Origin of the sequence: Virgibacillus sp. 7505 (assembly GCF_002272135.1) — a bacterium.
GTDB lineage: Bacteria > Bacillota > Bacilli > Bacillales > Amphibacillaceae > Terribacillus.
In genome coordinates this window covers 203,404-227,602 of the sequence record NZ_NPBF01000018.1, presented here as the reverse complement: position 1 = coordinate 227,602, position 24,199 = coordinate 203,404, and the positions used below count along the sequence as shown (strand labels likewise).

Here is a 24,199-nt window from a genome sequence, read left to right as displayed (position 1 = left end):
CCTATTTGAGGAAAAGATAAACAAAAAAATCCACTGCCTCTTGGCAGTGGATCTGCTTAATTTTCCTGGAAGAACTTGCGGTTGATTTCAATATACTTCGTTTCTTCCGCTGGTACCTCATCTTCCATGAAGATCGCTTCAACTGGGCATACCGCTTCACATGCACCACAATCGATGCAGATGTCAGGATCGATATAGAACATATCTTTACCTTCCGCGATACAGTCAACCGGGCAAACTTCCATGCATTCGCCTGCCTTTTCCGCTTCACATGGGGAAGTAATGACAAAAGCCATGTGTACAGCCTCCTCTACTACTATAAATGAACCGGTCATTCGACACGGTTTTTATCCAGGTATACTGCGACTTCGCAAAATACAACGAACTATATGTATTTATACCCTATCGATTCAAATTATAACAACAATATTCGATAATAACAACGGGCGTACTCAATATTTGACAGCTTGCCTGTTCTGCCTAAAAACTTCATACTTGACATACACTGTAGCTAAGGAGGCGATCCATATGGAGATAACACTGCAGGAAAGCTGTCAATTAAGTACGGTGGCAACACTGTTCCACCTCCCGACGTATGTCCTGTTCGCTGCAAATCCGTTTCTGTCCACGCATGTAAAATCACAGCAGCCTATCCAGGTTCCTGGCTATGCTCCCAAGTCATTCACTCTCGATAAGGAGATGACAGATGCTGCCTTAGCATCTGCTTATAAGCTTCCGCTCCGACTGGTTCAACTATTGTATAACGCATCCCACTTCCCAGCAGGTACTGAGCTCATACTCCCGCAGCAAGTGACCTATCCGGTAACATGCTTCCGCCAGCACTATGATTACGCTACTTGTCTTCATGATATAAGAGCGCTTCATCAGCTTTTTCCGTATATCCGCATGCGTACAGTATACAAATCGGTACTCGGAAAACCAGTAACGGAACTCCAAATTGGCAAAGGGAAGAAAAAGATTCATATAAATGCAAGTTATCATGGCAATGAGTGGATCACTTCTTTGGCTCTTATGAGATTCGTAAATGAATACTTGCTCGCTGTCACACATGACAAAAAGCTTTTCGGTTACCCTGCAAGCAAGTTATATCGAGAAGTGACGCTTTCAGTTGTACCTATGGTAAACCCGGATGGTGCTAATCTTGTCATTCATGGAAGTAAAGCTGCCTATGACTATGAAGAACTCGTCCAATTCTTGAATGAGGGCTCTTCTGACTTTCAAGGGTGGAAGGCAAATATAACAGGTGTTGATCTGAATAAGCAGTATCCTGCCAAGTGGGAATACGAGCAGCTGCGGAAACCGAAACTGCCTGGTTCTCGTGATTTTCCGGGTCTTACGCCTTTGACTGAACCGGAATCGATTGGTATGTATGAGCTCGTTCGCAAGGAAGATTTTAATTCAGTTGTGGCGCTGCACACGCAAGGAGAGGAAATCTACTGGAGCTTCGAGGAGAAAGAGCCGCCTTCTGCGGAAAAGCTAGTCGCTCAGATGGAACATCTAAGCGGATACAAAGCAGTAAAGGAACTCGATAACTATGCTGGATTTAAAGATTGGTTCATTGGATCATATCAACGCCCTGGCTTTACGATTGAACTGGGCAAAGGACAAAATCCCTTGCCCCTAGAACAAGTCGATACAATTTATGAAAAGCTGTGCACCATTTTAATGGTCATACTTACAAGTGATAGTATTTAGGCATTCCAGATTCGTTCGACCATATAACTGCCGCCAGTGCGCTGCACCAGAAATACATCCGGATTAGAAAAGCCTTTCCAATGAGAAAATCCGATATCAGTCTGGAATTCCTTCAAAAGGATTGCCAGAAGATTCCCATGTGTGACCAGGACTACAGTTTCCAGATGCTCTTCAGCTTCCAGTTCATCGATCAGGGCGCGCACCCGGATTCTGGCATCATTTGATGATTCTCCGCCCGGAAGGCGCAGATCAAAGTCGGCAAACGACTCTTCCAATACTTCCAGCCAATCATCAACAGGTTCTTCACTTAAGATTCGCTCCTGCAGCCGCCGGTCGAGCTCTATCGGTATATCTGCTGCATCGGCAAAAGGTTTAATTGTCTCGACGGCCCGGAAGAAGGGGCTGGAGAGGACACGCTGGATCGGATAGTCCAGCCGTTTCAAAAAAGCAGCAAGCGATCGGGCATCATTTATTCCTTCATACGTTAGCGGCGAGTCTTTATGCTGTCCTTGTGCATTGCAATGACGAACAAGAATAATCCTTTTCACAAGCCCCATCTCCTTCTAGCTATGCTTAGCCTTATTATCGGTTAACAATCGGACAATTACAAGCATAGGAAAATACTAGCCAACAAAAAAGGCTAACCTCTACTAGGTTAGCCTTTACCTTGTTCATTTATTACACTTCTTTGAAATAATCTTTCCGAAAAGCACCGACGCGGTTTGTATTGTCGATAATAAAAATGAATTCTTCTGTTTCATTTTTAACATCATATATTTTTCCGGGTGTAAGTGTCGTATTCACGACATATTTTTTTGCATCTGTGTGGACACATTCCACTTGTTTGATTGTTTTCGTATCTTGCCAATGTTTATGGATCATCATGTTTCTTCCTTTCGTTGATGTTTCTCGAGCTTTGGTAGGGTCCATTGCAGCAGAAGCGGTAAAACAAGTACTACTAAAAGCAGCCTTATCGTCTGCAAGGAGCTGACAATGGATGGGTCTCCGCCAGTCGTCTGTGCTGTCAGCGCCATCTCGACAAGGCCTCCAGGCGCCATGCTGAGTACAGAAGTAGCCATGTTCAATGATGTGAACTTGCTGAACAAAAATCCTAGTCCAAAGCAAAGTAAAATAAGCAGTATAGACAGACCGGTATAATAGAGACAAAGTCTGCCAGCTTTTTTTAAATCTCTTATAGAAATAGAATGACCTAAATATACGCCAATTGTCAACTGTGCCGCGACGAAAAACAGATGCGGAAACTGATATAAATGCATCCCGCTTACTTGCAGTATAGCTGTAAGCAGCATCGGAACGATAACAAGCGATGACGGTATAAATCTGTTTGTCAGACGGGCAACTATGTACATGAGGACATATAACCCGATTGTCCACCAAGCTCCTTGCTCTGTCTGGGGCAGCTGTACTGCTCCTTGACTCCCTGTGTCCATGAAGAGATGTGTAGCAGCGAACGGAATGATGAAAAGGATGCTGACTAGGCGAATCGTCTGGAATATCGTTACGAGACCCGTATTAGCCTTCATGGATTCGCTTAGTGCCGATACGGCAGACAAACCGCCTGGTATACTGCCGAGCATGCTTGTTTTCATATCGACATTCACCCATTTACTGACCATATATGCATTGACCATGCAAATTGCAATCAATAGTAATGTCAAAAGCGTATAGATTATTAGGTATGGCTGTACGTTATGGAATGTATGCACCGTAAATGTGTTACCAATCTGGATACCAAGCAGCCAATAGCTCACTTTACGAAGCCGCTGTGAAGCAGCTGTCTTGTTATTCCAGATGATCTTGGAAAGCAAGAGGCCTGTTACCGGCCCAAGTATCCATGGAAGCGGCAAATGCAGCAAAGTGAAAAGGCCGCCACCTATCAAGGCGATCAGATAAGACTTCAGGATGGAGCGTAATTGACCGTTTTCCCCCATGGAAGTCAGGCCCTATCGCTTTTAGGTTTATAAAACCAGCCGCCGATGGCAATAACAGCCATTACGATCCAGAATGTAGCATTCCAGCCAGCAGAGTCAGGGAAATGCTCCGATATGATCTTCAATGCAGGATGTGCCAATGTGTGGATAGCCAATTTGATTGCTACCCAGCCGATGATCAAATACGCAGCTGCTTCAAGTCCAGGACGCTTGTCCAGGATTTTAACGATATAAGACGCAGCTATTCTGATTAAGATCAGACCGATCATGCCTCCTGTCAATACAACAAGGAATTGACCGCCATCCATTCCGCCGATGTGAGGAAGTGGTGTAGCCGATAAGGAAGCCGCGAGAGCAACTGCAGTAAGGATAGAGTCTACCGCGAAAGCAATATCCGCTAATTCCACTTTCAATACTGTCATCCAAAATCCAGAGTTTTTCTTGCTGAACGGACTCTCGGCATCTTCCCCGCTGCCGTTTTTCTTTAATTTGATAAGGTTCGATATACAAATATATAGTAGATAAAGAGCACCTAAAGCCTGGATCTGCCAAATATTCACTAAGAAGCTGACAAAGAAAAGGGAAGCGAAACGGAAGATGAATGCCCCTCCCAGGCCATACAATAAAGCTTTACGCTGCTGTTCAGCAGGTAAATGTTTTACAATTAGCGCCATCACAAGCGCATTATCAGCTGCAAGCAATCCTTCCAGTCCAATCAATACCAGAAGAATCCAGCCGTATTCAATCCATAATGTAGAATCCATTCTCATACTCCTCGTCCAAAACAATGCTCTTGTTCCTTCATATAGCGAACAAGAGCAAAGCTGTTACTGTATTTATTTACTTGAAGAGATATAAATACTCTCCATAACCTTCTTTTTCCATTTCATCAACAGAAATGAAGTTCATTGCTGCAGAGTTCATGCAGTAGCGCAGGCCGCCTGTAGCTCTCGGACCATCATCGAACACATGACCAAGATGCGAATCACTTTCAGCTGCCCTTACTTCGGTCCGCACCATACCATGTGAAAGATCCATATTCTCTTTCACTTCGTAAGAATCGAGCGGTCTTGTAAAGCTTGGCCAACCGCAGCCGGCGTCATATTGGTCCTTGGAAGAAAACAATGCTTTGCCGGATACGATATCCACGTAGATTCCTTCTTTGGTATTATTCCAATATTCGTTTTCGAAAGGACGCTCTGTTCCATTCTCTTGCGTAACGTGATATTGGATCGGAGTCAACATTTCTTTCAGCTTCGCTTTATCTTTTTTAGGACCCCAGTTTTGCTTGATGAAGTCCTCCCGACCGGAACCACGCTTGTACATCTTGTAATGGTACCTGTTCTTCTTGTAATAATCCTGATGTTTCTCTTCTGCCGGATAAAACGGCTTGGCAGGCAGGATCGGGGTTACGATATCCTTCTGGAAACGTCCGCTCTCCTGCAGCTTCGCTTTGGATGCCTCTGCCACTTGCCGCTGTTGTTCATCGTGGTAAAAGATCGCTGTTTTGTAAGATTCGCCACGGTCATGGAACTGCCCCCCAGCATCTGTAGGGTCGATCTGCTGCCAAAATGTTTCTACCAGTTTCTCATAAGAGAATATATCTGGATCGAAAGTAATTTGAACGGCCTCGACATGACCAGTTGTGTTCGAGCACACTTCCTCGTATGTGGGATTCGGTTTGTCGCCGCCAGTGTAACCGGAAACTACTGCTTCGATACCAGGTCGCTCCGTAAATGGTTCAACCATGCACCAAAAACAGCCTCCTGCAAAGGTAGCGTGTTGTAATGCCATAATAAATCCCTCCTTCATCGTATGCTATATATTTTCCTCTTTTGCGGAAAAAAATCAAGTAGCACGCTTAAATATACATTTTCGGAAGGGACTCTCCGGATTCGTTCTTCGCCAGTTTCTGTTTAGATGGTTCTTTTTTTTCCTTTTGGATGGAGGACAATGTCTTCTTGCTATCATCCTCGCTTTTATCCTTACCCTCATCATTGATTTCTGCCCCAGACGCTTCTTCCTCATCATCATCAAAGTTGATATCCTTCAAAGCTTTCATCATCTTGAGCATGGAAGGCAAGTTCTTCACCATCGGTCCATATTCCTGTACCATCGGCATGAAGGACTCAGCCGCCTTTAATGCGCTTTGTGTATGATTCAGCATGTCAAGTAACGATACTCCTCCAGAAGAACTGCTCGTTGCAGGAAGAGCTGCTCTGGCCGTTGGTTGTGCGCCTTTGCTTCCACGGTTCAGAATCTTTTGCAGAATACCAGGTAAGCCGCCTGGTGGGCGCTGTGGCTGCTGCGGTGCGACTCTCGGTTGAGGAAGAAATGGATTCCTCCTTACAGGTGGCTGTGGCTGGCCTCGTCGCCCGAAGACGGAGGGACCAAATGGATTTCTTGCCATTCTCATACCTCTTCTCGCGTCAATATTTCTACCAGTCTACGCAAGCAAGAAGTCTTTTGTTCCATTCTATTCTGGATGCGTGCAATATATTTCCCTCTTTGGCCCTCTATTTCCCGGGCAAGCGCAAGATTCTCCCTCTATCTACTTTTAAAGTAGAATTTTATGTCGTTAATTGACGCTTGATAACGAAACTAGCTGATACGTACAAATAGTTTGTTCCTCTTTCAACGTCAATTCGACAATGATTGCTTTGCCAATTTCATCTGTATCTTTCGCTCGCTTGATATCGATTGGCTGATGCAGGGGAAATAAATGATAACCCTGCAGTTTCAGCTGAAAAATATTTTCTTTGCTGTCAATGCGTTTTTCTTTTCCTTCTGTACGAAGGACTGTTTCAAAATTGATGGGAGTTCCCAAAGTTGTCTCCTCCTTATTGGAAAATGAATTTCGCTGACGAACCTGTCGGCGAAGTATCAATCTGCAGTTTTGTATGAATCTCTTCTTTCAGCTGTGGTACGTGAGAGATGATGCCGAGTACACGATTGCTCGCCTGCAAACCTTTCAGGCTGTCAATTGCCTGCTCGAGCGATACTTCATCCAGTGTTCCGAATCCTTCATCAATGAATAGGGTTTCGAGTTCAACACCGCCTGCATGCGCTTGAACAACATCAGACATGCCGAGAGCAAGCGATAATGCTGCTTTAAAGCCTTCACCACCGGATAATGTCTTGACTGGACGTTCCTGTCCAGTGTGATGATCGATTACTTCAAGATCCAAACCGCTTTGAGCGCCGCGTTTTGCGATCTGGCCGCTTCGTTTCAGCTGATAGCGGTGATCTGTCATTTCTTCTAATCGTATATTCGCCTGCAGGATGATTTCATCCAAGAAGCTTGTCAGCACATAGCGCTCAAAGGAAAGTCGCAGGCTGTTATCCCCTTTAGCCAAATTAGCTAGTTCACCAATATCGTAATACTGTGCTTTTTGATCTGCCGCTTCTTCCTGAAGCCGTATCAGGGAAGTCATGATATCTTCATGATGGGAGGCATAGCTTCTTGCCGTATTCAGACTGCTATTTTTCGCTTCAAAGATTTGCTCTGCTTCTGACACTGCTTGCTCGAACAAAAGTAAATCTGGCTTTTCCTTCTGATTGGTTTGCTTACGCAAAGAGTCGATTTGTTCAGAAACACTGCGTCGCTGCTGTTCATGCTGCTCCAATTCTTGCTGAAGCTTTCTTACGTCCAGCTCCGAACCGCTGGCTTGCCTGAAAGCTTCCGTATCAGCAAATCCTGCATCTTCAAGCTTAGCGAGGAATGCTTTTTCCTCCCGGAAGTACGTTTGCTCCAAATCTGCTGCAAATTTTGCAGTTGATTCAAAAGCCGCTGCTATTTGCTGTCTGCTTATGGTGATTTCCTCGTACTGGTGCTGCAGAGCTTCCCATTCGCTGATCGCAGCTTCAATTGCAGCTTCCTCTAGTTTGATCTGGTGTTCCCATTCAGAATGGTCCTGAAGGACTTCAGGGAGCTGTTTACGTTGATAACTTACTTCTGCCTCGGCGCGAGTGTATGTTTCCTCGAGGGTGCGTAGGTTGTTTTGGAGCTCTTCAGCGGCCTTCAGCTCTTGTTCAAGCGTTTGTTTAAGCTGCTCCAGTATCTGTCTCTTTTGTTCCAGCTTCTTACGCTCTTCCTGCTTCGAACGAAGAGAGGCTGTTGTTTTGTCCTTTTTCGAGTGTATATCATGTTCCAGCTCATCCAGTTTTGTCTGATCGTATGCTGCTTCTCCTGTGATGTTCCGATAAAGCTCATCTGTCACCTGCCGGATGGCCTGCCCATTCGATTTTGCTTCCACATATTTTTTCTGTACTTCATCATATGCACGCTGGGCATCTTCGAGCATCAATCTCTTTTGTTTCAGCGTCTCAAAAGATTGAAGATGCGTTGTTGTTTGAGCCGGTGAAGGATGTTCGGTGGATCCGCAGACTGGGCAAGGTTCTCCAGATGCCAGCTGTCCGGCAAGATGTGCAGCATGATGGGCCGCTTGCGCTTCTTCCATCTCCGAAATCTCCTGCCGCATCTGCTGCACATGATGCTCTTTTTCCTGCAGAAGATTTTTGGTCTGCTGATAAATAGTGCGCATTTCCTGTAACTGACGGACAGCATCCTTCAATCGAGCTGCTTCCTCCAGTTGCCGATCAAGTTTCTCTAGTATTCCTTGATCCTCATAGAATGCTTGAATCAGTGCCGCTTCCTGGCTTAAATCTTGTTCCAGTATATGTTGGTGCTTCTTCTTATCTGTGTGTGACTGTTTTAACTTGAGTAAACGCTGCTGCTTATCTTCAAGCATCTTCTGAATTCGTGTTAATTCCAGTTTGCGTTTTTCATAGTCCTTCCACTGCTCAAGCTGCTGCTTCTGCTTTTGCAGCTGTTCCTGCCGGCTTCTTCGCTGCGGTTCAAGCTCTTTTGCTTTTGTGTAGGAAGTGGAGATAGCGAGGTACTGCTGTTCTAACTGATCTTTTCTTTCCTTCGTTTCCTGCTGCGCTTTTGCCTGGCGCTGCCACTCCTGTTTGCGAGTCGCGAGCTGCTGCTCATAAGGTACTAGACGATTTGCCCGTTCCATATCCCGAAGGCGCTGCTGTTTTTGTTTGATCTCCGGCAGCTTGTGATCGAGTTGTTCTTTTTGGACAAGTGCTTGCTCCAGCTGTTTGAACGTATCAAGGAGCTGCTTTGCTTCGTAATATTGCTGCTGCCGTTCCTGCCAGATGTTTTTATGCTTTTCAAGCTCCTGCTCTCCCTGTGTGACAGCAGCTTTTATAGCATCAAGTTCTATCTGCAGCTTCTTCATCGTATCTGGTACACTGTCTGTCTCAGCGGGCTCCTGTGTACGCCACTCGATTTTGCTGATTTGCTGCTGTTCTTTCCATTCTGTCTGCTGCAAACTTTCCTTCAGCTGTTTGGCTTCGTCCTTCAGAGCCTCCGTCATGCGTTCATAGAAGTATGTGCGGAAGATGCGCTGTAGAATTTCTTCCCTTTCTTTACTGTTCTCAGAGATGAGCTTTCGGAATTCTCCTTGCGGAATCATAATCATTTTACGGAATTGTTCATAATCGAGACCGATCTTCTCTTCGATTGCCTCGTTCACTTCCTTGATTCTGGAGCTGATCAGTACCTGCTCTCCATCTTTCCACTCATAAAATTCCGCTCTTGCCGGATCATCTGTAAAACCGTCACCGCGCTCTTTCTTTTTCTGCTGTTTCGGGTAACGGATAACCTCATACTCCGTACCGCGAAGTGCGAAACGGTAGCGTACCTCCGTCGTTTCACCCGGTGCTGCGAAGTGGCTGCGAAGGGAATCTTGATCACGATCACTTCCGCTGGCACGTCCATACAAGCTGTAACATATTGCATCAAAGATTGTCGTCTTTCCTGCACCAGTCGGACCTGTGATCAAGAAGATGGATTCTGATCCAAGCTCCCGGAAATCTATCGTCTGCGGTTTGTGGTAAGGACCGAAAGCGGTCATATTCAATGTAATGGCACGCATATCAGCTTCTCCTCTCTTGCTCAACCAGACGCTGGATGATTGCTTCCATATGAGTCTTACGGTGTTCCGGTATTTCTTCACCTTTCATTTCCTCATAAAAGGCAGCAAATAGCTGCATATGCGACATACGCTGCTTTTCCTTGATTTCTTTGATGTCGGACATGGAGCTCGCGCCTGCTTTTGCCTTGCGCTCCAATCGAAGGATATTTGGATAAAGTTTGCGCAGTTTCCCCATAGGGTCAAGCAGCTGCCCATCATCCAAGAGGCGTATATGCAGATAATCGTCCGGGTTTCCTGCCGTTCCTTCCATCAGTTCATCAAAGTATCCTTCTACAATACGCATGTCCCGCTCAGGTGTGAGATCGATCTTTTCAAAAGATTGGAATCCGTCAGCATCAAGCTCCACCATTGTCACTGATTTCTTATGGTTTGCCTCTGAAAACGAATATTTAAGCGGTGATCCGCTGTAGCGTATATGATCACTGCCAATCCGCTGCGCCTGATGCAAATGCCCAAATGCTGCATACGTGAATGGTTGGAAAAGAGCTGCATCCACATATGGACTCCCGCCGATCATCGAAAGCCGTTCCTCAGAGTCGGATTCCATACCGCCTGCAAGGAAAGCATGTCCAACAAAAACGTGACGTTCTGTCATGTCATACGTATCAGTAATATAGGAAATGATCTTTTCCATTGCACGTTGATGGGTTGTGATAGTGTCATCTCCGAAGAATGCACGTACGTCAGCAGGCTCTGTGTACGGGATTAGATGAAAATGCACGGGACCATGTGCATCTTCCAGTGTGACCGGAGTCATTCCAGGCCGCAGCTTCGTTTCGATGTACAACTTACTTGCCTTGAACAGCTGGCTGCCGAAATCGAGACGATCCGGGCTGTCATGGTTTCCGCTGATGGACAATACTGGTATTTCCTTATCTCCGATCAGCCAATTCCATGTGTTATTCAGCAGTTCCACTGCATCGCGGGGCGGAATGGCCCGATCATATAAATCGCCTGCTACGATGACTGCATCAGGCTGTTCTCTATCGATTATCGTTTTGATTTGCTCCAGGATGAGAGCTTGATCTTCTGTCATATGTACGCTGTTGACGATCTTGCCAAGATGCCAATCAGCGGTATGCAATAGTTTCATACGAATTCCTCCTGCTATTATTCTAGCACGATTTAGAAAAGGGTGGTATGGGAAGAACCGGCAGGAAACTGCTAGTCTTGCTTTCTTCTATGAAAAGGGCATTTGGAAGGCGAGGTATTGTCATCATGGAGGAAGTACTGCTTCCATTCAAGATTATCCTCATTGCCGTATGCATTCAAATCAGGATGAATATCGCTAGAATCGTAATCGAGGATCCGTTCCCGGATTTTCTGTTTGATGGCAGCTGCAGCTTTCGGTTTTGATTCGAATGTCTCCAGCGCCCACCTTGGCGTAATGGCCAGCATCATACACGGAAAATGCCGGCTTTTCTTACTGGAATGTGCTGGAGTGGCACAAAACATGAAATATTGCTCCCCTCCGAAACAATATTCCCATAATGCATCTTCCGGGTCTTTGGGAATATGAACTGGCCAGCTCTGTGAATCATAAGCGGCCGTCTTGCTGAGCAGGTCCCAAAAAATTTCAAAATAAGCAGGCACATCAAGGTGAAGCTCCTGCTGCTTTGTTGTATCAAAGAAAATAATCAGGGAAGTATAAGAACCTAATTTCTTTGCTTGCCGTCCGTATGCGCACAGAAAATCTGCCAGCTGTTCAGCTGCAGCTGCTGTCGTCGGGTCAGCGGCAAAGCCATAACGGAATTGACCAGTCCTATGACCGACTGTGGCTGGTATGCAGGGGAAATGGAAATGCTGGTCGGATAATTTATCATGAAAAGTGAAAAGTACTTCTTGCTGCCAAGAAGTCTTGGGGTGATTGTCAGCATCATAGCTGTCAAACATGATCGTCATCACTGGTTCTCCTTTTCCTGGCTTAATCCCTAGTACTTTATTCAGGATGGAGACAGCAGGTGACTGACAGGAATTATGAAGACATCCGCCATAATTTACGCTGTGGCTGGATAGCTAGTATTCGATCCATCCGGAAGGTGCGCAGCTGCTTACGCAAATAACAATACCCTGTTAGGGAGGACTCATTGATTCGCTCGATTTTTACTTGACGCTTCGTTAAGGAGCCATCCTTCGCCATATAAATCATTGTGACCTGCTGCTCTACGAATTTTGCCAATGCAATTCTATCCATTACGACCCCTGCCTTCTGTATAAGTTCATACACATATTATATACGAACTTATGTTCTGTGTCACTTGAAAAAGAACACATGTTCGACTATACTGTTTGCAGGAGGAATGACGTATGGTGAATGATCGCGGGAAAATCAAATGGACATCCCTGATGCTGCCGGAGCATGTAGAGATGCTGCAGCAAATGGGACGGGAAATTGGAAAAACAATGCCCCCAATCATAGATGAACAGCAGTTGGAAGAACTGGAACAGAAGATGCGCTCTATCCAGGTTGGCAAAACAAAAGTCAGTATGATGTACAGAAAAGGGCGCGATGCAGAACATGCATCAGGCGTCGTTACAGGACTGAAGCAGTCTGGGCAATATTTGCTTCTGGACACAAAGGATAGCTTGTACCCTCTCCGCATTCCATTCGACCATATTATAGATATTACGCTTCATTGAAAAAAGCCGCTCTCGGTTGAGGCGGCTTTTTTCATAGTGGTCATCTTAACGTGCCATGCTTTTCGCTGGTGTTTCATCAGAAGCATATGTTTTTGTGTCCAATTCGCCAAGTGTCCGGCTGGTTACGAGACCTGATACCATTGATCCGCTGACATTGAGTGCCGTACGGCCCATGTCAATTAACGGCTCAATTGAAATTAGTACGCCGGCTAAAGCCACTGGCAAATTCATCGTAGAAAGAACGATCAAAGAGGCAAATGTTGCTCCTCCGCCTACTCCAGCTACACCGAATGAACTGATCATAACAACTATTATCAAGGTTGCAATGAACGACGGTGATAAAGGATTGATACCTTGAGATGGCGCGATCATAACCGCGAGCATAGCTGGATAAATTCCAGCACATCCATTTTGTCCGATTGTGATCCCAAATGAGGCCGAGAAGTTGGCAATAGATTCTGGTACACCTAATTTATTTCGCTGTGCTTCCACGTTCAGCGGAAGAGTGCCAGCACTCGTACGGGAAGTGAAGGCAAAAGCCAATACTGGAAAGACCTTTTTTAGATACTGCTTTGGACTTAGTCCTAGTACAGCCAGCACAATAAGATGAACAACGAACATGGCAATCAGCGCCACATAAGAAGCGATAACAAATTTACCCAATGTTGCGATTGCGTTAAAATCACTGCCTGCTACCGTCTTTGCCATCAAAGCAAGTATGCCATATGGCGTTAGACGCAATACCAGTGTGACAATACGCATGACAAGACTATGCAGAGCTTCAATCATCTTTTTGAAGAAAGCTGCATGCTCAGGAGTCTTTCTCTTAATCCCAAGGTAAGCTACTCCTACAAATGCCGCAAAAATAACGACCGCAATCGTGGAAGTTGGTCTTGCTCCTGTCAAATCCAAGAACGGATTAGCTGGCAGGAATTCCAATATCTTCTGCGGAACTGTTGTGCTTTCCACTTCCGTCAGACTTGTTTCCAAATCTTCACCACGTGTTATTTCTGCATCGCCAGCTGTTACATCAATCGCTTTCAGGTCAAAACCTGCAGCAGCTGCAATTCCGATTGCTGCAGCAATTGCTGTTGTCACCATAAGTGTGCCGATGACAAGTCCGCTTATTTTCCCAAGATTAGAAGACTTCTCCAGTCTCGTAAAAGCAGCTACAATCGAGATGAAAACAAGCGGCATGACGATCATCTGTAAAAGCTTCACATAACCGCTTCCTACCAAACCAAACCAATCATTCGTCATGACGATGGTTTCAGAGGCTGGGTCATAAACTAACTGCAGTACCACTCCATACACAATACCGAGAGCCAACCCGGTCAGTACCCGTTTGGAAAAGGAAACATGCTTCTTTTGCATGTAAAAGAGTACGCCGATTAAGGCAATAAGAATAATAATGTTCACAATAGTGAATAAGTCCACACAAATCATCCCCCTTATTAAAATATATAATTCCAATCAACTAAGTATGAATTGACCTTATACACAATAACATGATGGAAAGATTATGTAAATATGAATCTGTGTTACTAAAATGGCAGTAACGTATTGGATGCTGTAACAAATATATGAATTCACTCAACAAAAATCCGGTTCCCCAACTGGAACCGGATTTTGTCAATCGGCGAAACGAAGAAGATCACCATTCAGGATAGCATCTGAATAATATAAATCTTGATTCCGTTTCTCGAAGTATGGAGAGCATTTGTCCATTTCTGTTTGTTCTGCAGATGCTTTGTCATAGCAAAGCTGTTTTGTGTAAATAACTTTTTCGGAAACAAAATCACCATCTCGGAACACAACGAACGGATCACGATCAGGTGCCAGCAGATCTTGGCCAAAATTCGGATAAACAGCAGTATCCACGCCAAGCAGATGCAGGATCGTCGGCTGAATATCAATTTGTCCTCCAGGGCTATGGAAGGTTTCTCCTTCCTGTCCTGGTACATGAATGATTAGCGGAACCCGTTGTAAGTCGATTTTCTCCGGTGTTGATAGATTCTCATCCAGATAAGCTGCTATGCCATCATAATAGTTTTCTGATATACCATAATGATCACCAACGAGCACAATGATGGAATCCTCGTATAAGCCGCTTCGCTTTAGTTCAGCAAAAAAATCCTTGAGTGCTTCATCCTCATACCTAACTGTCTGGAAGTAGCGGTCCACGACATCCAAACCTGTGTTTGCTTTATCTAATAATATATCCTCTTCATCCAAAAGAAATGGAAAATGGTTCGTTAGCAGCAGGAACTTGCTGTAAAAAGGCTGTTTCAGTTCTTCGAGATAAGGCATTGATTGCTCGAGAAAGTCCTCATCCTTTATACCATAATTAACAGAATTTCCTTCGGAGACTTGATAATAATCCTTTGAGAAGAAATCGTCATAGCCGAAAGCATCGTATGCTTCTTCCCGATTCCAGAAACTGCCGATATTGCCGTGGAAAGAAGCGCTGTGATAGCCGGATTTTTCAAGGATTTCCGGCATAGCGATAAACTCATTCTCCGGACGCCTCACATAAACAGAACCGCTAGCTAACGGATAGAAAGACTGGTCGAACATAAACTCTGCATCTGAGGTCTTCCCTTGGGCAGTCTGATGATATATCTGGTCAAAATAGAAACTTTCCTTCGTTAAGCTGTTCAGGAACGGCGTGATTTCCTCACCCTTTACTTTTCTTCCGATGACAAATTGCTGTGTGGATTCCAAATTAACTAGGATGACGTTCTTTCCTTTTGCAGCACCAAAATATTCTGAGGCTACATCTGTACCGGCAGCCTCCAAATACGCTGCAGCCTCCCTATAATCCTGCTCTGTCGCGAACGTACTGCTGAGCTCTGCGCGCGCAGTTTGGTAAATATCATACCCGTGATAATAGACAGGTCCCAGCGTACTCACCATTGCTGAGCGGTTATAACTTCCATCATGCTGATCTCCTCCAATATAGGAGAACCCCACATTAACACAAATTAATAATGCCGCACATATAGCGAAGACGCCCTTTCGGCTCCATTTAAAAGCTGCAGGAAACGGCCGTTTAAAGATCCACCATAAAAGAAGAATCACAGCATCTGCGAAAAGAATTAAATCCAGAGGGTCCATCAATTCAGCAGTACTTTGACTGAGTCCCCCGACGTTTTTGAACTGGAAAAGAATAGGGAGTGTCACAAAGTCGATATAAAATCGAAAATACAATAGATTTCCGTACAAAATTCCTGATACGATGATATGCAATAGTAAGAACGCACCAGCACGAAGTTTTCTTGCAAATAGATACAGCAAGACAGTCAATAGGGCAATCGACGACATACAGGACAGGAATAACCGGATGTAATCAAATGGCTCATATAGAGGCAAATCGAAATAGATGAGACAAATAAGGTACATTTTACTTAGTAGGAGAACTGCTCCTGCCGAACAGAATCCTTTAGCGGAAGTGAAAAAATTCATCAGGCGAATGTTTCCTTCTTTCCGATCAGAACGGCAAGTGCATCTGTCACATGCTCCAAATCCTTCTCCTTATGATGTCCCATGACCGAGATTTGCACCCAATTACGTTCGATCAGGTAACTGCTATTACAGCTGATCAAATAGCCTTTCTTTGCGAGTTCCCGACCGACGATATCTGCACGCTGCTCCTTTGGCAGAACGATAGTAACAATCCCCGGGGCCCACGCTACTTCAGCTAAAGGCCTCAGTCCCTTCATTTTACAAAGCTTGATCAGTTTTTTTGTCAATTCGCTGACCTGCTGCAGCAGTTTTGCATCTTCCCATTGATCGATTGCCGCGGATAAAGCGCTGATCAAGTTAGATGAATGCGTGAACGGGGCACTGTCATATGTATGGTAAAGACCCAGATCCAAATAACGAGGAATGCTCGTGGTTAATTCAATTGTATGATGATAAAAGACGAATGCCAAACCGGCATAAGAGGCCAGTCCCTTCCCGCTTCCGGCAGTTGCCAGGAACACATCTCGCAAATCGATTGGTACGTTGCCAAGGGAACTGCAGCAGTCCAGAACCAGCTTGCTGTCTGTTTTCTTTGCTATGTACTTCAGCTGATCTATGTCTTGCAGCACACCGGTTGAGGTCTCTACATGGACAGCCCATATCCAGGCGGCATCACATGCCCTTGCCTCTGCCAATATATGTTCATAATCAAAGCTTTCACCCCAAGGAATTTCCACTGTGTTGAAACGCAAACCTGCCCGTTGCGCATGATCTGTCAGCCTTGAGCCGAACTCTCCATTAACGAGAATCAGCCCCCGCTGATCCAATATGCGTAACTGAGCTGCCACGGCATCGTTTCCTAGTGTTCCGGTTCCCAGCAATATCTGGACATGCGCTGCCTGAGTAAGACTTCTTAGTCGCCCTTGCAGCTGATGAAGGTGATCAAGAAACGCAGGTGCACGATGCGAACATGCTGTCTCACCCATTACTTTTTTTACTTGATTTGCCATTGGAACAGGACCTGGCAAGAAACTTATCGGATCTCGACTTTGCAAAAGAATGCGCTGAAAAGCTCGCGCTTTGCGCTGGAACAATTCTTCCGTCACATACATCGGCTGGAACTGTGCATCTCCTGATCCAGTCAACGGCCCGAAAGCTACGAATCCCATATGCTTGTACAGCTTCTGCTGCCGTAAGACGCCAGAAATAACGGCCATATCAAATCCATTTTCGAGACAATATTGGATAAGCGCTTCTGCTAGCCTGAAAAATACGAAACTGTCACGATAGGCTTTTTCGACTGCCAGTAATCTGATCTCACATTTGGCATTATGAGGAGGCAGATAGTCATCCAGTCCCTCTATTTTTTCATCAAGCGAAAAAGGCCTGACTGAACGGATGGCTATCATTGCAACGACCGTTTCCCCATCCAGGCCGATAATGTATGTATTTTCCTGATTGAACCTATCTATTCTTTTACGCTCCTGATTGGTTTCGTGCTGTGGAATTTCCTCTGTGAAGGTACGATAATTAAGCGCATGCACCTGTTCAAATTCCCACGGTTCGGTAGCAATCTTGTACTTTAATTGTGTCGAATTCATCGTATGTCACCTTTCGTTACGTAATAGCAAATAGCTCCAAGCAGCTTTCAGATGAGTATGATGGGCTGCCAGGATAAGGACGGTCACTACAACGTAAACAGCAATAGTTGTCATGTCCAATCGTAAAAATGGAAGCAGCATGGCTGTAGAGGCATAAGCAAGCAATCCTGAGATACTGAATTTTTTAACAAAAAGATAGATAACTAGAAAAGCAGCAATCAGCAGTAAGGTTGCCTGGTAAGAGAAAATGACAAGTGCCCCAAGGGACACTGCTATTCCTTTACCGCCTTTAAAACGAAGCTGAATCGGGAATATATGACCCAGCACTGCTGCAATAACACTGAAACCTGCAATAATTTCAGTCTGGCCGCTCCATTTGATGAGCACTACAGCTAGCATTCCTTTGGCTATATCGAACACAAGCACCCAAAAGAAACCTTGCTTACCCATTGCTCTGCCAGCATTCGTTGCTCCTGCATTCCCGCTTCCAGTCGTACGGATATCGATTCCATGCTTCCATTTCATCATATAATAGGCTCCATTCAGTGAGCCGAGCAGATATGCTAATATGATTGTTATTAAAGCGAGCCCTACGGCTTCCATAAACTTACACCACCTTGCATTAGTTCCATAGTATAAATAAACATCTGAACTTTCAATGACATTTGACAATTTTCTACCTAAATATGGCATAATAAATGCCTGTATCTGCTGATACAGGCATTTATTTCATTTATTCTGTTGTTTCGTAAGCCCGCCATAGACGATCGAAAACCTGCAGCGCTCCATGGAAAGGACTGTTCCATTCCAAGTATTCACTGATTTCGTCATAAGACGAGCTGTGCTTAGGAAAATTATGATCACTAAACATCCAGTCTGCCAACTGGCTCTCATCCGTTGGCTTCTTCCGTCCTCGATATGTCATCATAAAATGATAAAAAGAACGCATTCATTCACCTTCTTTCGGTTGTACTTCGTTCTTCTTCCTCCACACTGGGTAATAAATTGTCAGCACAATCAATAAGAAGAAAAAAACAGGCGGCAAAAATACATGCAGCATTTAGTGCCTCACCCGATCATATTGTATAAAGTAATAATCGTAAGGATTGCGTTCGTCCTTGGTACCTTTTTCCCGAGAGATTTCCTGCCACTCATCCACCGGAAAGTCAGGAAAGTGTGTATCTGCCGGAAAGCTTTCCTCTATATACGTCATATAAATACGATCAGCGATCTCCAACGTCTGGGAAAAAATCTCACTTCCACCGATAATAAAAATCTCTTTTTCAGCGTGCTTTTCCGCCAATTCATTTATGTCAGCCACATCATGCAAAACTGTGACACCATCCGCTTGAAATGCTTCATCCCTCGTAAGCACAACATTCGTCCGATTCGGCAGCGCACCATTCATGGAATCGAGCGTCTTTCTCCCCATAACGATAATTTGACCGGTCGTCTTCTCCTTGAAGAATCGCAAATCCCTTGGCAGCTGCCAAGGAAGGTCATTTTTATACCCGATACCCCGGTTTTGATCCATCGCAAATAATAATGAAATCATGCTTGTCCCTCCTTATACGGCAACTGGCGCTTTAATGGCAGGATGCGGTTCATATCCAATGATTTCTAAGTCGTCCATAGAAGCATCGAATACTGAGCTGAAGCTATCTTTAATCTGCAATGCCGGCAATGGTTTTGGTGTGCGGTCAAGCTGTGTCTTCACTTGCTCAAGATGATTCGTATATAAATGCGCATCTCCAATTGTATGGATGAATTCTCCGACTTCCAACCCGCACTCTTTGGCAATTAAATGCGTCAGCAGACTATAGCTTGCAATATTGAACGGTATGCCAAGGAAAATGTCGCCGCTGCGCTGGTACAGCTGACAAGAAAGCTTATTGTCCGCTACATAGAACTGGAACATCGTATGACAGGGTGGCAGCGCCATCGATGGGACATCCTCTGGATTCCATGCAGAAACTATCAATCTTCTTGAGTCTGGATTTTTCTTTATCATTTCAATTATGTCTTGCAATTGATCGATACTTTCACCTTGTGAAGTCTTCCAGTTTCGCCACTGCTTCCCATATACGTCCCCAAGATGGCCAAATCGTTCGCTGAAGGCATCATCAGTCAGAATCATCTGTTTAAATTTTTCCATTTGCGTTTCGTATGTTTTCCGGAAGTCATCGTCCTGCAGAGATCTGCGGCCAAAATCGGCCATATCCGGTCCGTCATATGCGTCACTTTCCACCCAATTCTTAAACGCCCATTCATTCCAGATGTTATTGTTATGCTCTAACAAATAGCGGATATTCGTATCTCCCTTTAAGAACCAAAGCAGCTCACTGGCAATCAGCCGGAAAGGGACTTTTTTTGTTGTAAGCAACGGAAAACCTTTCTGCAGGTCAAAGCGCATCTGGTAGCCGAAAACGGAAACGGTGCCTGTGCCTGTGCGATCTTCTTTTTTAGTGCCATATTCCAGAACATACCTGCATAGATCCAGATAAGCTTGTTCAGAGGTTGTCATATAATATCATTCCTTTATCGTATATCATCACACGGCATCTCCCATTCCTCAAAAAATCGGTTCAGGAAGTCCTGCATGTAAGCATGTCTCGATTCAGCCATATGCAATGCTGTTTTCGTGTGCAGTGTTTCTTTCAATTTTAACAGTTTATCATAAAAATGCTGAACGCTCGAATGCTTCGGATCATTCGGCCAATGGATAAGGCGGCTCGCTGCCCCGCCAAACGCGAACGTACGGGCGATCCCGATAGCTCCTATAGCATCAAGACGGTCAGCATCCTGGATGATCTTACCTTCCAATGTATCAGGAGTACGTCCTTTACTGAAGGAAATATTGCGGCATGCTTGGAATATATCTTTAATCCTGTTTTCATCCAACCCGATACGACGGAGAAAACCTTGGGCCTCAGCCACAGCATCAGCTGGCTCATCAAACAGTTTGTGGTCCCCAATATCGTGCATCCAGCCGATCGCCTCTGTCAGGAACGGATCTGCGCCCTCTTCAAATGCTATTTTCCTTCCCATCTTAGCTACCCGCTTCATATGATAAAAGTCGTGCCCTGTCGCATCCTTGCGGAAAATGGTATATGCATAACGCTCCATTTCTTCCAATTGTCTTTTCTGTTCCATCGTTCATCGCCCTTCCTGGTCAAATAGGTTCAGCTGTTCTGGCGGAGGATCCGGCAGCTTCTGACCAAGGAGCTGCATCATCTCCTTGGCATTATCACTGGCATCACCGCCGGAATTATTATTGAATAGTAAGATGACACGTGCGCTGGAATGCTCCAGCTTTAAAGCCGTATCCCGCCACTCCTTCAATTCAGCTTGATTGTATCGATAAAGAAAGCGGACCTTTCGCCAGTCCTCGCGACCGTTTTGATTCCAGCCATGCACATTCCGCCCATGAAAGCGTACTAGCGTCAGCTGATCATTTGTAACTGCGGAAACAGCCGGAACAGAACCGCTCCCTGCCTGTGGTTCATCGCAAACTGTATGTATGAATTCCAGCTCACGCAACAGATGAAGTGTCCTGTCCCTGTATTCGTCCGCATACCAAGACTGATTTCGAAATTCAATCGCTACTGGCAGTCCTTTCATCAGCTCACGAATAAACCGGAGCCGATCGATACTTGTCTTTTCCACTTGGAACCACGGAGGAAACTGGAAAAGGACCGCAGCTAGCTTATCTGCTTCTATAATGGGCTGGATCGATGTCAGAAAGTCATCAAATAGTGATGCTGCTTCTGCCCGTGTCATCTTTTTCCGACTCTGGCCAGTCATGTCCTGGTGCGCTTTTATGATAAAGGAAAAATTATCCGGTGTTTCTTCTGCCCATTTCGTATAATTACTGACAGACTGAATGGCGTAAAAGGAAGAATCCACTTCGACAACATCAAAATGGGTTGCATATGTTTTCAATTTCTGCTGCCTGGTTTTCGTATCCGGATATAATTTATCGTGATCTCCCCAACCGGTCACACCGACTTGTATTGTCAAACCTTCTCCTCCTTTCGACAATATACGATTTATTATATTGTAATGTAATCGTATCAAGCCATCAACGAAGAGCAATGCCTTGCCATGAAAAAACATTAAATGTCGCAAAATGACGAAAGAAGACATAATATAACCTTCAATCTAATCAGAAAGCGATTACTTTCCCAATATAACCCCATTTTTCCGTACTTGACGCATTTTTCAAAATAAGCTATATTTGTGTCAAGCAAACAAGATGAGCGGAATAAGAACGATGGCAGCTTGTTAGAAGAGCTAAGAAATTCCGCCCTTCTAACAGACTGCCTTTTTCAATTCATGCACGTCTTATTTGTATTATTACATGCGTTTTCTGTGAAACGTCTTTTAGGAGGATTAGGAATATGCCAAACGGTATTGTAAAGTGGTTCAACGCTGAAAAAGGTTACGGATTCATTCAAGTAGAGGACGGTAACGATGTGTTTGTACATTACTCCGCCATCCAGGAAGAAGGCTTCAAGAATCTTGAAGAAGGTCAGGAAGTATCCTTTGAAGTAATCGAAGGAGAAAGAGGCCCTCAAGCAGCTAACGTAGAAAAAGTCTAAAATAATCGTAAGCGGCAATCCAATGGATTGCCGCTTTTCTGTATACACTTCCTTCCATAAGTTGCATCCGTTTGGAAAAGCGCGTATACTCTTCCATTGTCTATAGTTTTTTCACTAGGAGGAGCAGCATTGAATAATGATTTACTATGGATTGTCTTTTCGATTATAAATTTTGTCCTGCTGTTAATCATGTATCGGCTGTTCGGACGTCTCGGTTTGTTCGTATGGGTCGGTATGGCTACAGTACTGGCAAATATTCAGGTGACGAAGACAATCGAGCTGTTTGGTTTAACAGCAACAATGGGAAACATCATATATGGAACCATCTTCTTGGCTTCAGATATACTGAACGAGAATTATGGTAAGAAAATAGCCAGAAAAGCTGTCGGTCTAGGCTTTGCTACCCTTATCATCATGACGATCATCATGCAGGTTGTTCTTGTATTCGACCCGGCGCCAAGCGACATTGCGCATTCATCTCTCAGCACGATTTTCGGATTCCTACCTCGAGTCGCACTTGGGAGCCTGATTGCATACGGCATCAGCCAATATGTTGATGTCTGGCTGTATGCATTGCTCAAGCGAATGCTGCCAGATGATAAATTTCTTTGGGTGCGAAACAATGGAAGTACAATGCTCAGTCAGCTGCTGGATACGCTCGTCTTTTGCACAATTGCATTTGCAGGGACATATGAAGGATCGGTATGGATGGAGATATTCATCTCGACGTATTTGTTGAAATTCGTGGTCAGCATCATTTCGACACCGTTTCTTTACGGGGCAAAACGTATGTACAGGCAAATCAACGATTAGGGGGAATGGATATTGATCGAGGTATATACGGATGGTGCCACTAGTGGTAATCCAGGGCAAAGCGGTGCAGGTATCGTAATTATAAATGATGGAACACGCCAGACTTACAGCGTAGCGCTCGGTATGATGACAAATCATCAAGCGGAGTTTTGGGCCATCATCAGAGCACTGGAAATCTGTCAGAGCGATTACCCCGACGATATCATCTCCTTACGCTCGGATTCCCAAACGGCAGTACAAGCAATCGATAAGGAACATACGAAGAACAAGGAATTCCAGCCACTATTGGAACAAATCATGCAGCTTAGTCGGCAGTTTCCTTATTTCTTCATTAAATGGATACCAGAAAAACAAAACAAAGCAGCTGATCAGCTTGCGCGGGAAGCGATTCGGCAGAATCAATGATATTGAAGCTGAAATCCTTTTCTCGCAAGCAGATCTTCTGCTTGTTTTTTTGTATGTATCTTATCTTCCCCTATTAAATCGAGCACACTAAGATAGAAGCTGCCGTCAAAGGCATGCTGGAAGCGCAACGTCATTTGCACAGCAAAAATAACCTTCCAATCAGGAGCATTGGCATAATTTTTGCCAAAATAAATGAATTGTACGTCTTCGTCAGTCAGTTTGAATCCTTTTGCCCATAAATCGTCCAGAAAATAGGCCAAGCTATGTTTCGTCAACTCGCAAAACCCCTTTATCAGAATCCGACTATTATTATAGCATTCTTGTTTCCGGTTTCAATGATTTTATGATAATTCCGTTTTATTGCATTTGTTAGATTTTTCTAACTTGCGCAACATTTCTACTAAGTATTTACAATTCAAAAAGTTAGCATTAAACTAATAAAGCCAATCAGAAAGGGGATGTTAGCGTGAAAAAGCTTATGTATTTGCTTGCGTTAACGGCTATCGTAGCCATCTTTGCAACAGGTTGTTCAAATGCTGATTCACAAAGTAAGTCAGACAGCGGTTCAGAAAAAACAGAAACGACCGATGTCAAAAAGGAACTTCTGCGTACACAAATGGATTTCACAGCAGATTTCAGTCCTAACTATGCACCGATTGCAGCTTACCAAACTGCACTAGCTGACGAAGAGTCAGCAGACGATGTTATCAAAACGTCTGCTGAAGCTGCTAAAAAAGCAGCTGATGAAGGTGCTGCAAAGCTTGCAGATTACAAGCTGGAAAGCAATCTTCCAGATGAAGAGAAAGAAGCCTTCACTGCTTCACTTGAGTCTTTGAAAGCATACTTCGAGGAAGTTAGTAAAGCAATCGATGCTTCTCAAACAGAGCCTAACTTAGATGCAGCTCAGAAACAATTCGACACTTTCCAGTCCGACTTAGAAGAACTCTATAAAGATGCTGGATTGCAAGTGCCGGATATGGCAACAGCTCTAAGCTAAA

At 44.6% G+C, this 24,199-nt stretch carries 28 protein-coding genes; 6 read left to right on the top strand and 22 right to left on the bottom strand.

Annotated elements, in window-relative coordinates:
• Positions 1–56 precede the first annotated feature (56 nt).
• A complete protein-coding gene (locus CHH91_RS06975) occupies positions 57–296 on the bottom strand; it encodes a ferredoxin family protein (protein WP_093728423.1) in 240 nt (79 codons plus the stop codon).
• 232 nt (positions 297–528) lie between these two features.
• On the opposite strand from CHH91_RS06975, the gene CHH91_RS06970 reads away from it, so the two are divergent.
• Positions 529–1,716: a M14 family metallopeptidase gene (locus CHH91_RS06970; protein WP_176465707.1), complete on the top strand. Its 1,188-nt coding sequence runs from the start codon at positions 529–531 to the stop codon at positions 1,714–1,716.
• On the opposite strand, the gene CHH91_RS06965 is transcribed toward CHH91_RS06970, so the two are convergent.
• From CHH91_RS06965 to CHH91_RS06915, 11 genes are all read right to left on the bottom strand, one after another.
• On the bottom strand, positions 1,713–2,264 hold the full coding sequence (locus tag CHH91_RS06965) for a histidine phosphatase family protein (RefSeq protein ID WP_095222725.1): 552 nt from the start codon (positions 2,262–2,264) through the stop codon (positions 1,713–1,715). The two genes, CHH91_RS06970 and CHH91_RS06965, sit on opposite strands and share 4 nt — an antisense overlap.
• Positions 2,265–2,394: 130 nt before the next feature.
• A complete protein-coding gene (locus CHH91_RS06960; RefSeq protein WP_095222724.1) occupies positions 2,395–2,598 on the bottom strand; it encodes a DUF6501 family protein in 204 nt (67 codons plus the stop codon).
• Entirely contained in the window at positions 2,598–3,668 is a 1,071-nt protein-coding gene (locus CHH91_RS06955) for an AbrB family transcriptional regulator (RefSeq protein WP_095222723.1), read from the bottom strand. Before CHH91_RS06955 ends, CHH91_RS06960 begins: the two co-directional genes overlap by 1 nt.
• Before the next feature lie 5 nt (positions 3,669–3,673).
• Entirely contained in the window at positions 3,674–4,432 is a 759-nt protein-coding gene (locus tag CHH91_RS06950; RefSeq protein WP_095222722.1) for a TerC family protein, read from the bottom strand.
• 76 nt (positions 4,433–4,508) lie between these two features.
• Positions 4,509–5,462, bottom strand: a complete 954-nt coding sequence (msrA, locus tag CHH91_RS06945; protein ID WP_095222721.1) for a peptide-methionine (S)-S-oxide reductase MsrA — start codon at positions 5,460–5,462, stop codon at positions 4,509–4,511.
• Between the two features lie 67 nt (positions 5,463–5,529).
• Positions 5,530–6,078, bottom strand: coding sequence for a VrrA/YqfQ family protein (gene vrrA / locus CHH91_RS06940; protein ID WP_095222720.1), 549 nt, complete (start codon positions 6,076–6,078; stop codon positions 5,530–5,532).
• Between the two features lie 168 nt (positions 6,079–6,246).
• Entirely contained in the window at positions 6,247–6,495 is a 249-nt protein-coding gene (locus CHH91_RS06935; RefSeq protein WP_095222719.1) for a DUF2584 family protein, read from the bottom strand.
• A 13-nt stretch (positions 6,496–6,508) separates the two neighbouring features.
• Positions 6,509–9,616, bottom strand: a complete 3,108-nt coding sequence (locus CHH91_RS06930; RefSeq protein WP_095222718.1) for an AAA family ATPase — start codon at positions 9,614–9,616, stop codon at positions 6,509–6,511.
• A 1-nt stretch (position 9,617) separates the two neighbouring features.
• Positions 9,618–10,769, bottom strand: a complete 1,152-nt coding sequence (locus tag CHH91_RS06925; RefSeq protein ID WP_095222717.1) for an exonuclease SbcCD subunit D — start codon at positions 10,767–10,769, stop codon at positions 9,618–9,620.
• A gap of 71 nt (positions 10,770–10,840) precedes the next feature.
• Positions 10,841–11,578 carry a YqcI/YcgG family protein gene (locus CHH91_RS06920; protein ID WP_095222716.1) on the bottom strand — a complete coding sequence of 246 codons (738 nt, stop codon included), beginning with the start codon at positions 11,576–11,578 and terminating at the stop codon, positions 10,841–10,843.
• 73 nt (positions 11,579–11,651) lie between these two features.
• A complete protein-coding gene (locus CHH91_RS06915) occupies positions 11,652–11,870 on the bottom strand; it encodes a WYL domain-containing protein (protein WP_095222715.1) in 219 nt (72 codons plus the stop codon).
• 113 nt (positions 11,871–11,983) lie between these two features.
• Here CHH91_RS06915 and CHH91_RS06910 point away from each other — a divergent pair, with 113 nt between their 5' ends.
• The gene (locus CHH91_RS06910; protein ID WP_095222714.1) at positions 11,984–12,316 is read left to right on the top strand and encodes a YolD-like family protein; all 333 of its coding nucleotides are present in this window, start codon (positions 11,984–11,986) and stop codon (positions 12,314–12,316) included.
• Between the two features lie 45 nt (positions 12,317–12,361).
• On the opposite strand, the gene CHH91_RS06905 is transcribed toward CHH91_RS06910, so the two are convergent.
• From CHH91_RS06905 to CHH91_RS06865, 9 genes are all read right to left on the bottom strand, one after another.
• Complete coding sequence (locus CHH91_RS06905) at positions 12,362–13,762, bottom strand: L-cystine transporter (RefSeq protein WP_095222713.1); 1,401 nt, start codon at positions 13,760–13,762, stop codon at positions 12,362–12,364.
• Positions 13,763–13,948: 186 nt separating this feature from the next.
• Positions 13,949–15,781 (bottom strand): LTA synthase family protein, encoded by a 1,833-nt coding sequence (locus CHH91_RS06900; protein ID WP_095222712.1) that lies wholly within the window; start codon positions 15,779–15,781, stop codon positions 13,949–13,951.
• Complete coding sequence (locus CHH91_RS06895; RefSeq protein WP_095222711.1) at positions 15,781–17,382, bottom strand: aminotransferase class V-fold PLP-dependent enzyme; 1,602 nt, start codon at positions 17,380–17,382, stop codon at positions 15,781–15,783. The genes CHH91_RS06900 and CHH91_RS06895 overlap by 1 nt, the downstream gene beginning before the upstream one ends.
• 6 nt (positions 17,383–17,388) lie before the next feature.
• The gene (gene plsY / locus CHH91_RS06890; RefSeq protein WP_176465706.1) at positions 17,389–17,985 is read right to left on the bottom strand and encodes a glycerol-3-phosphate 1-O-acyltransferase PlsY; all 597 of its coding nucleotides are present in this window, start codon (positions 17,983–17,985) and stop codon (positions 17,389–17,391) included.
• A 130-nt stretch (positions 17,986–18,115) separates the two neighbouring features.
• Complete coding sequence (locus CHH91_RS06885) at positions 18,116–18,331, bottom strand: YozE family protein (RefSeq protein ID WP_095222709.1); 216 nt, start codon at positions 18,329–18,331, stop codon at positions 18,116–18,118.
• A 111-nt stretch (positions 18,332–18,442) separates the two neighbouring features.
• Positions 18,443–18,937, bottom strand: a complete 495-nt coding sequence (locus CHH91_RS06880; RefSeq protein ID WP_095222708.1) for a dihydrofolate reductase — start codon at positions 18,935–18,937, stop codon at positions 18,443–18,445.
• A 12-nt stretch (positions 18,938–18,949) separates the two neighbouring features.
• Positions 18,950–19,906: a thymidylate synthase gene (locus CHH91_RS06875; RefSeq protein WP_095222707.1), complete on the bottom strand. Its 957-nt coding sequence runs from the start codon at positions 19,904–19,906 to the stop codon at positions 18,950–18,952.
• Between the two features lie 14 nt (positions 19,907–19,920).
• Positions 19,921–20,535: an HD domain-containing protein gene (locus CHH91_RS06870; RefSeq protein WP_095222706.1), complete on the bottom strand. Its 615-nt coding sequence runs from the start codon at positions 20,533–20,535 to the stop codon at positions 19,921–19,923.
• 3 nt (positions 20,536–20,538) lie between these two features.
• Positions 20,539–21,402 (bottom strand): DUF72 domain-containing protein, encoded by an 864-nt coding sequence (locus tag CHH91_RS06865; RefSeq protein WP_286160708.1) that lies wholly within the window; start codon positions 21,400–21,402, stop codon positions 20,539–20,541.
• 380 nt (positions 21,403–21,782) lie between these two features.
• On the opposite strand from CHH91_RS06865, the gene CHH91_RS06860 reads away from it, so the two are divergent.
• From CHH91_RS06860 to CHH91_RS06850, 3 genes are all read left to right on the top strand, one after another.
• Positions 21,783–21,983: a cold-shock protein gene (locus tag CHH91_RS06860; protein ID WP_038560820.1), complete on the top strand. Its 201-nt coding sequence runs from the start codon at positions 21,783–21,785 to the stop codon at positions 21,981–21,983.
• Positions 21,984–22,112: 129 nt separating this feature from the next.
• Entirely contained in the window at positions 22,113–22,796 is a 684-nt protein-coding gene (locus tag CHH91_RS06855) for a queuosine precursor transporter (protein WP_095222705.1), read from the top strand.
• A gap of 12 nt (positions 22,797–22,808) precedes the next feature.
• Positions 22,809–23,201 carry a ribonuclease HI family protein gene (locus CHH91_RS06850; RefSeq protein WP_095222704.1) on the top strand — a complete coding sequence of 131 codons (393 nt, stop codon included), beginning with the start codon at positions 22,809–22,811 and terminating at the stop codon, positions 23,199–23,201.
• Here CHH91_RS06850 and CHH91_RS06845 read toward each other — a convergent pair.
• Positions 23,195–23,476 carry a DUF6123 family protein gene (locus tag CHH91_RS06845; protein WP_095222703.1) on the bottom strand — a complete coding sequence of 94 codons (282 nt, stop codon included), beginning with the start codon at positions 23,474–23,476 and terminating at the stop codon, positions 23,195–23,197. The two genes, CHH91_RS06850 and CHH91_RS06845, sit on opposite strands and share 7 nt — an antisense overlap.
• 191 nt (positions 23,477–23,667) lie before the next feature.
• Here CHH91_RS06845 and CHH91_RS06840 point away from each other — a divergent pair, with 191 nt between their 5' ends.
• Positions 23,668–24,198, top strand: coding sequence for a hypothetical protein (locus CHH91_RS06840; RefSeq protein WP_095222702.1), 531 nt, complete (start codon positions 23,668–23,670; stop codon positions 24,196–24,198).
• Position 24,199: the final 1 nt, after the last annotated feature.

Excerpts from the sequence above, each read along its gene's own strand:
- CHH91_RS06860 (WP_038560820.1), top strand. The coding sequence starts at position 21,783 with ATGCCAAACGGTATTGTAAAGTGGTTCAACGCTGAAAAAGGTTACGGA.
- CHH91_RS06970 (WP_176465707.1), top strand. The coding sequence starts at position 529 with ATGGAGATAACACTGCAGGAAAGCTGTCAATTAAGTACGGTGGCAACA.
- CHH91_RS06920 (WP_095222716.1), bottom strand. The coding sequence starts at position 11,578 with ATGACGATCATGTTTGACAGCTATGATGCTGACAATCACCCCAAGACT.
- CHH91_RS06910 (WP_095222714.1), top strand. The coding sequence starts at position 11,984 with ATGGTGAATGATCGCGGGAAAATCAAATGGACATCCCTGATGCTGCCG.
- CHH91_RS06870 (WP_095222706.1), bottom strand. The coding sequence starts at position 20,535 with ATGGAACAGAAAAGACAATTGGAAGAAATGGAGCGTTATGCATATACC.
- CHH91_RS06895 (WP_095222711.1), bottom strand. The coding sequence starts at position 17,382 with ATGAATTCGACACAATTAAAGTACAAGATTGCTACCGAACCGTGGGAA.
- CHH91_RS06880 (WP_095222708.1), bottom strand. The coding sequence starts at position 18,937 with ATGATTTCATTATTATTTGCGATGGATCAAAACCGGGGTATCGGGTAT.
- vrrA (WP_095222720.1), bottom strand. The coding sequence starts at position 6,078 with ATGGCAAGAAATCCATTTGGTCCCTCCGTCTTCGGGCGACGAGGCCAG.
- CHH91_RS06955 (WP_095222723.1), bottom strand. The coding sequence starts at position 3,668 with ATGGGGGAAAACGGTCAATTACGCTCCATCCTGAAGTCTTATCTGATC.
- CHH91_RS06930 (WP_095222718.1), bottom strand. The coding sequence starts at position 9,616 with ATGCGTGCCATTACATTGAATATGACCGCTTTCGGTCCTTACCACAAA.
- CHH91_RS06905 (WP_095222713.1), bottom strand. The coding sequence starts at position 13,762 with ATGATTTGTGTGGACTTATTCACTATTGTGAACATTATTATTCTTATT.
- CHH91_RS06960 (WP_095222724.1), bottom strand. The coding sequence starts at position 2,598 with ATGATCCATAAACATTGGCAAGATACGAAAACAATCAAACAAGTGGAA.
- CHH91_RS06875 (WP_095222707.1), bottom strand. The coding sequence starts at position 19,906 with ATGACAACCTCTGAACAAGCTTATCTGGATCTATGCAGGTATGTTCTG.
- CHH91_RS06900 (WP_095222712.1), bottom strand. The coding sequence starts at position 15,781 with ATGAATTTTTTCACTTCCGCTAAAGGATTCTGTTCGGCAGGAGCAGTT.
- plsY (WP_176465706.1), bottom strand. The coding sequence starts at position 17,985 with ATGGAAGCCGTAGGGCTCGCTTTAATAACAATCATATTAGCATATCTG.
- CHH91_RS06885 (WP_095222709.1), bottom strand. The coding sequence starts at position 18,331 with ATGCGTTCTTTTTATCATTTTATGATGACATATCGAGGACGGAAGAAG.
- CHH91_RS06975 (WP_093728423.1), bottom strand. The coding sequence starts at position 296 with ATGGCTTTTGTCATTACTTCCCCATGTGAAGCGGAAAAGGCAGGCGAA.
- CHH91_RS06925 (WP_095222717.1), bottom strand. The coding sequence starts at position 10,769 with ATGAAACTATTGCATACCGCTGATTGGCATCTTGGCAAGATCGTCAAC.
- msrA (WP_095222721.1), bottom strand. The coding sequence starts at position 5,462 with ATGGCATTACAACACGCTACCTTTGCAGGAGGCTGTTTTTGGTGCATG.
- CHH91_RS06950 (WP_095222722.1), bottom strand. The coding sequence starts at position 4,432 with ATGGATTCTACATTATGGATTGAATACGGCTGGATTCTTCTGGTATTG.
- CHH91_RS06915 (WP_095222715.1), bottom strand. The coding sequence starts at position 11,870 with ATGGATAGAATTGCATTGGCAAAATTCGTAGAGCAGCAGGTCACAATG.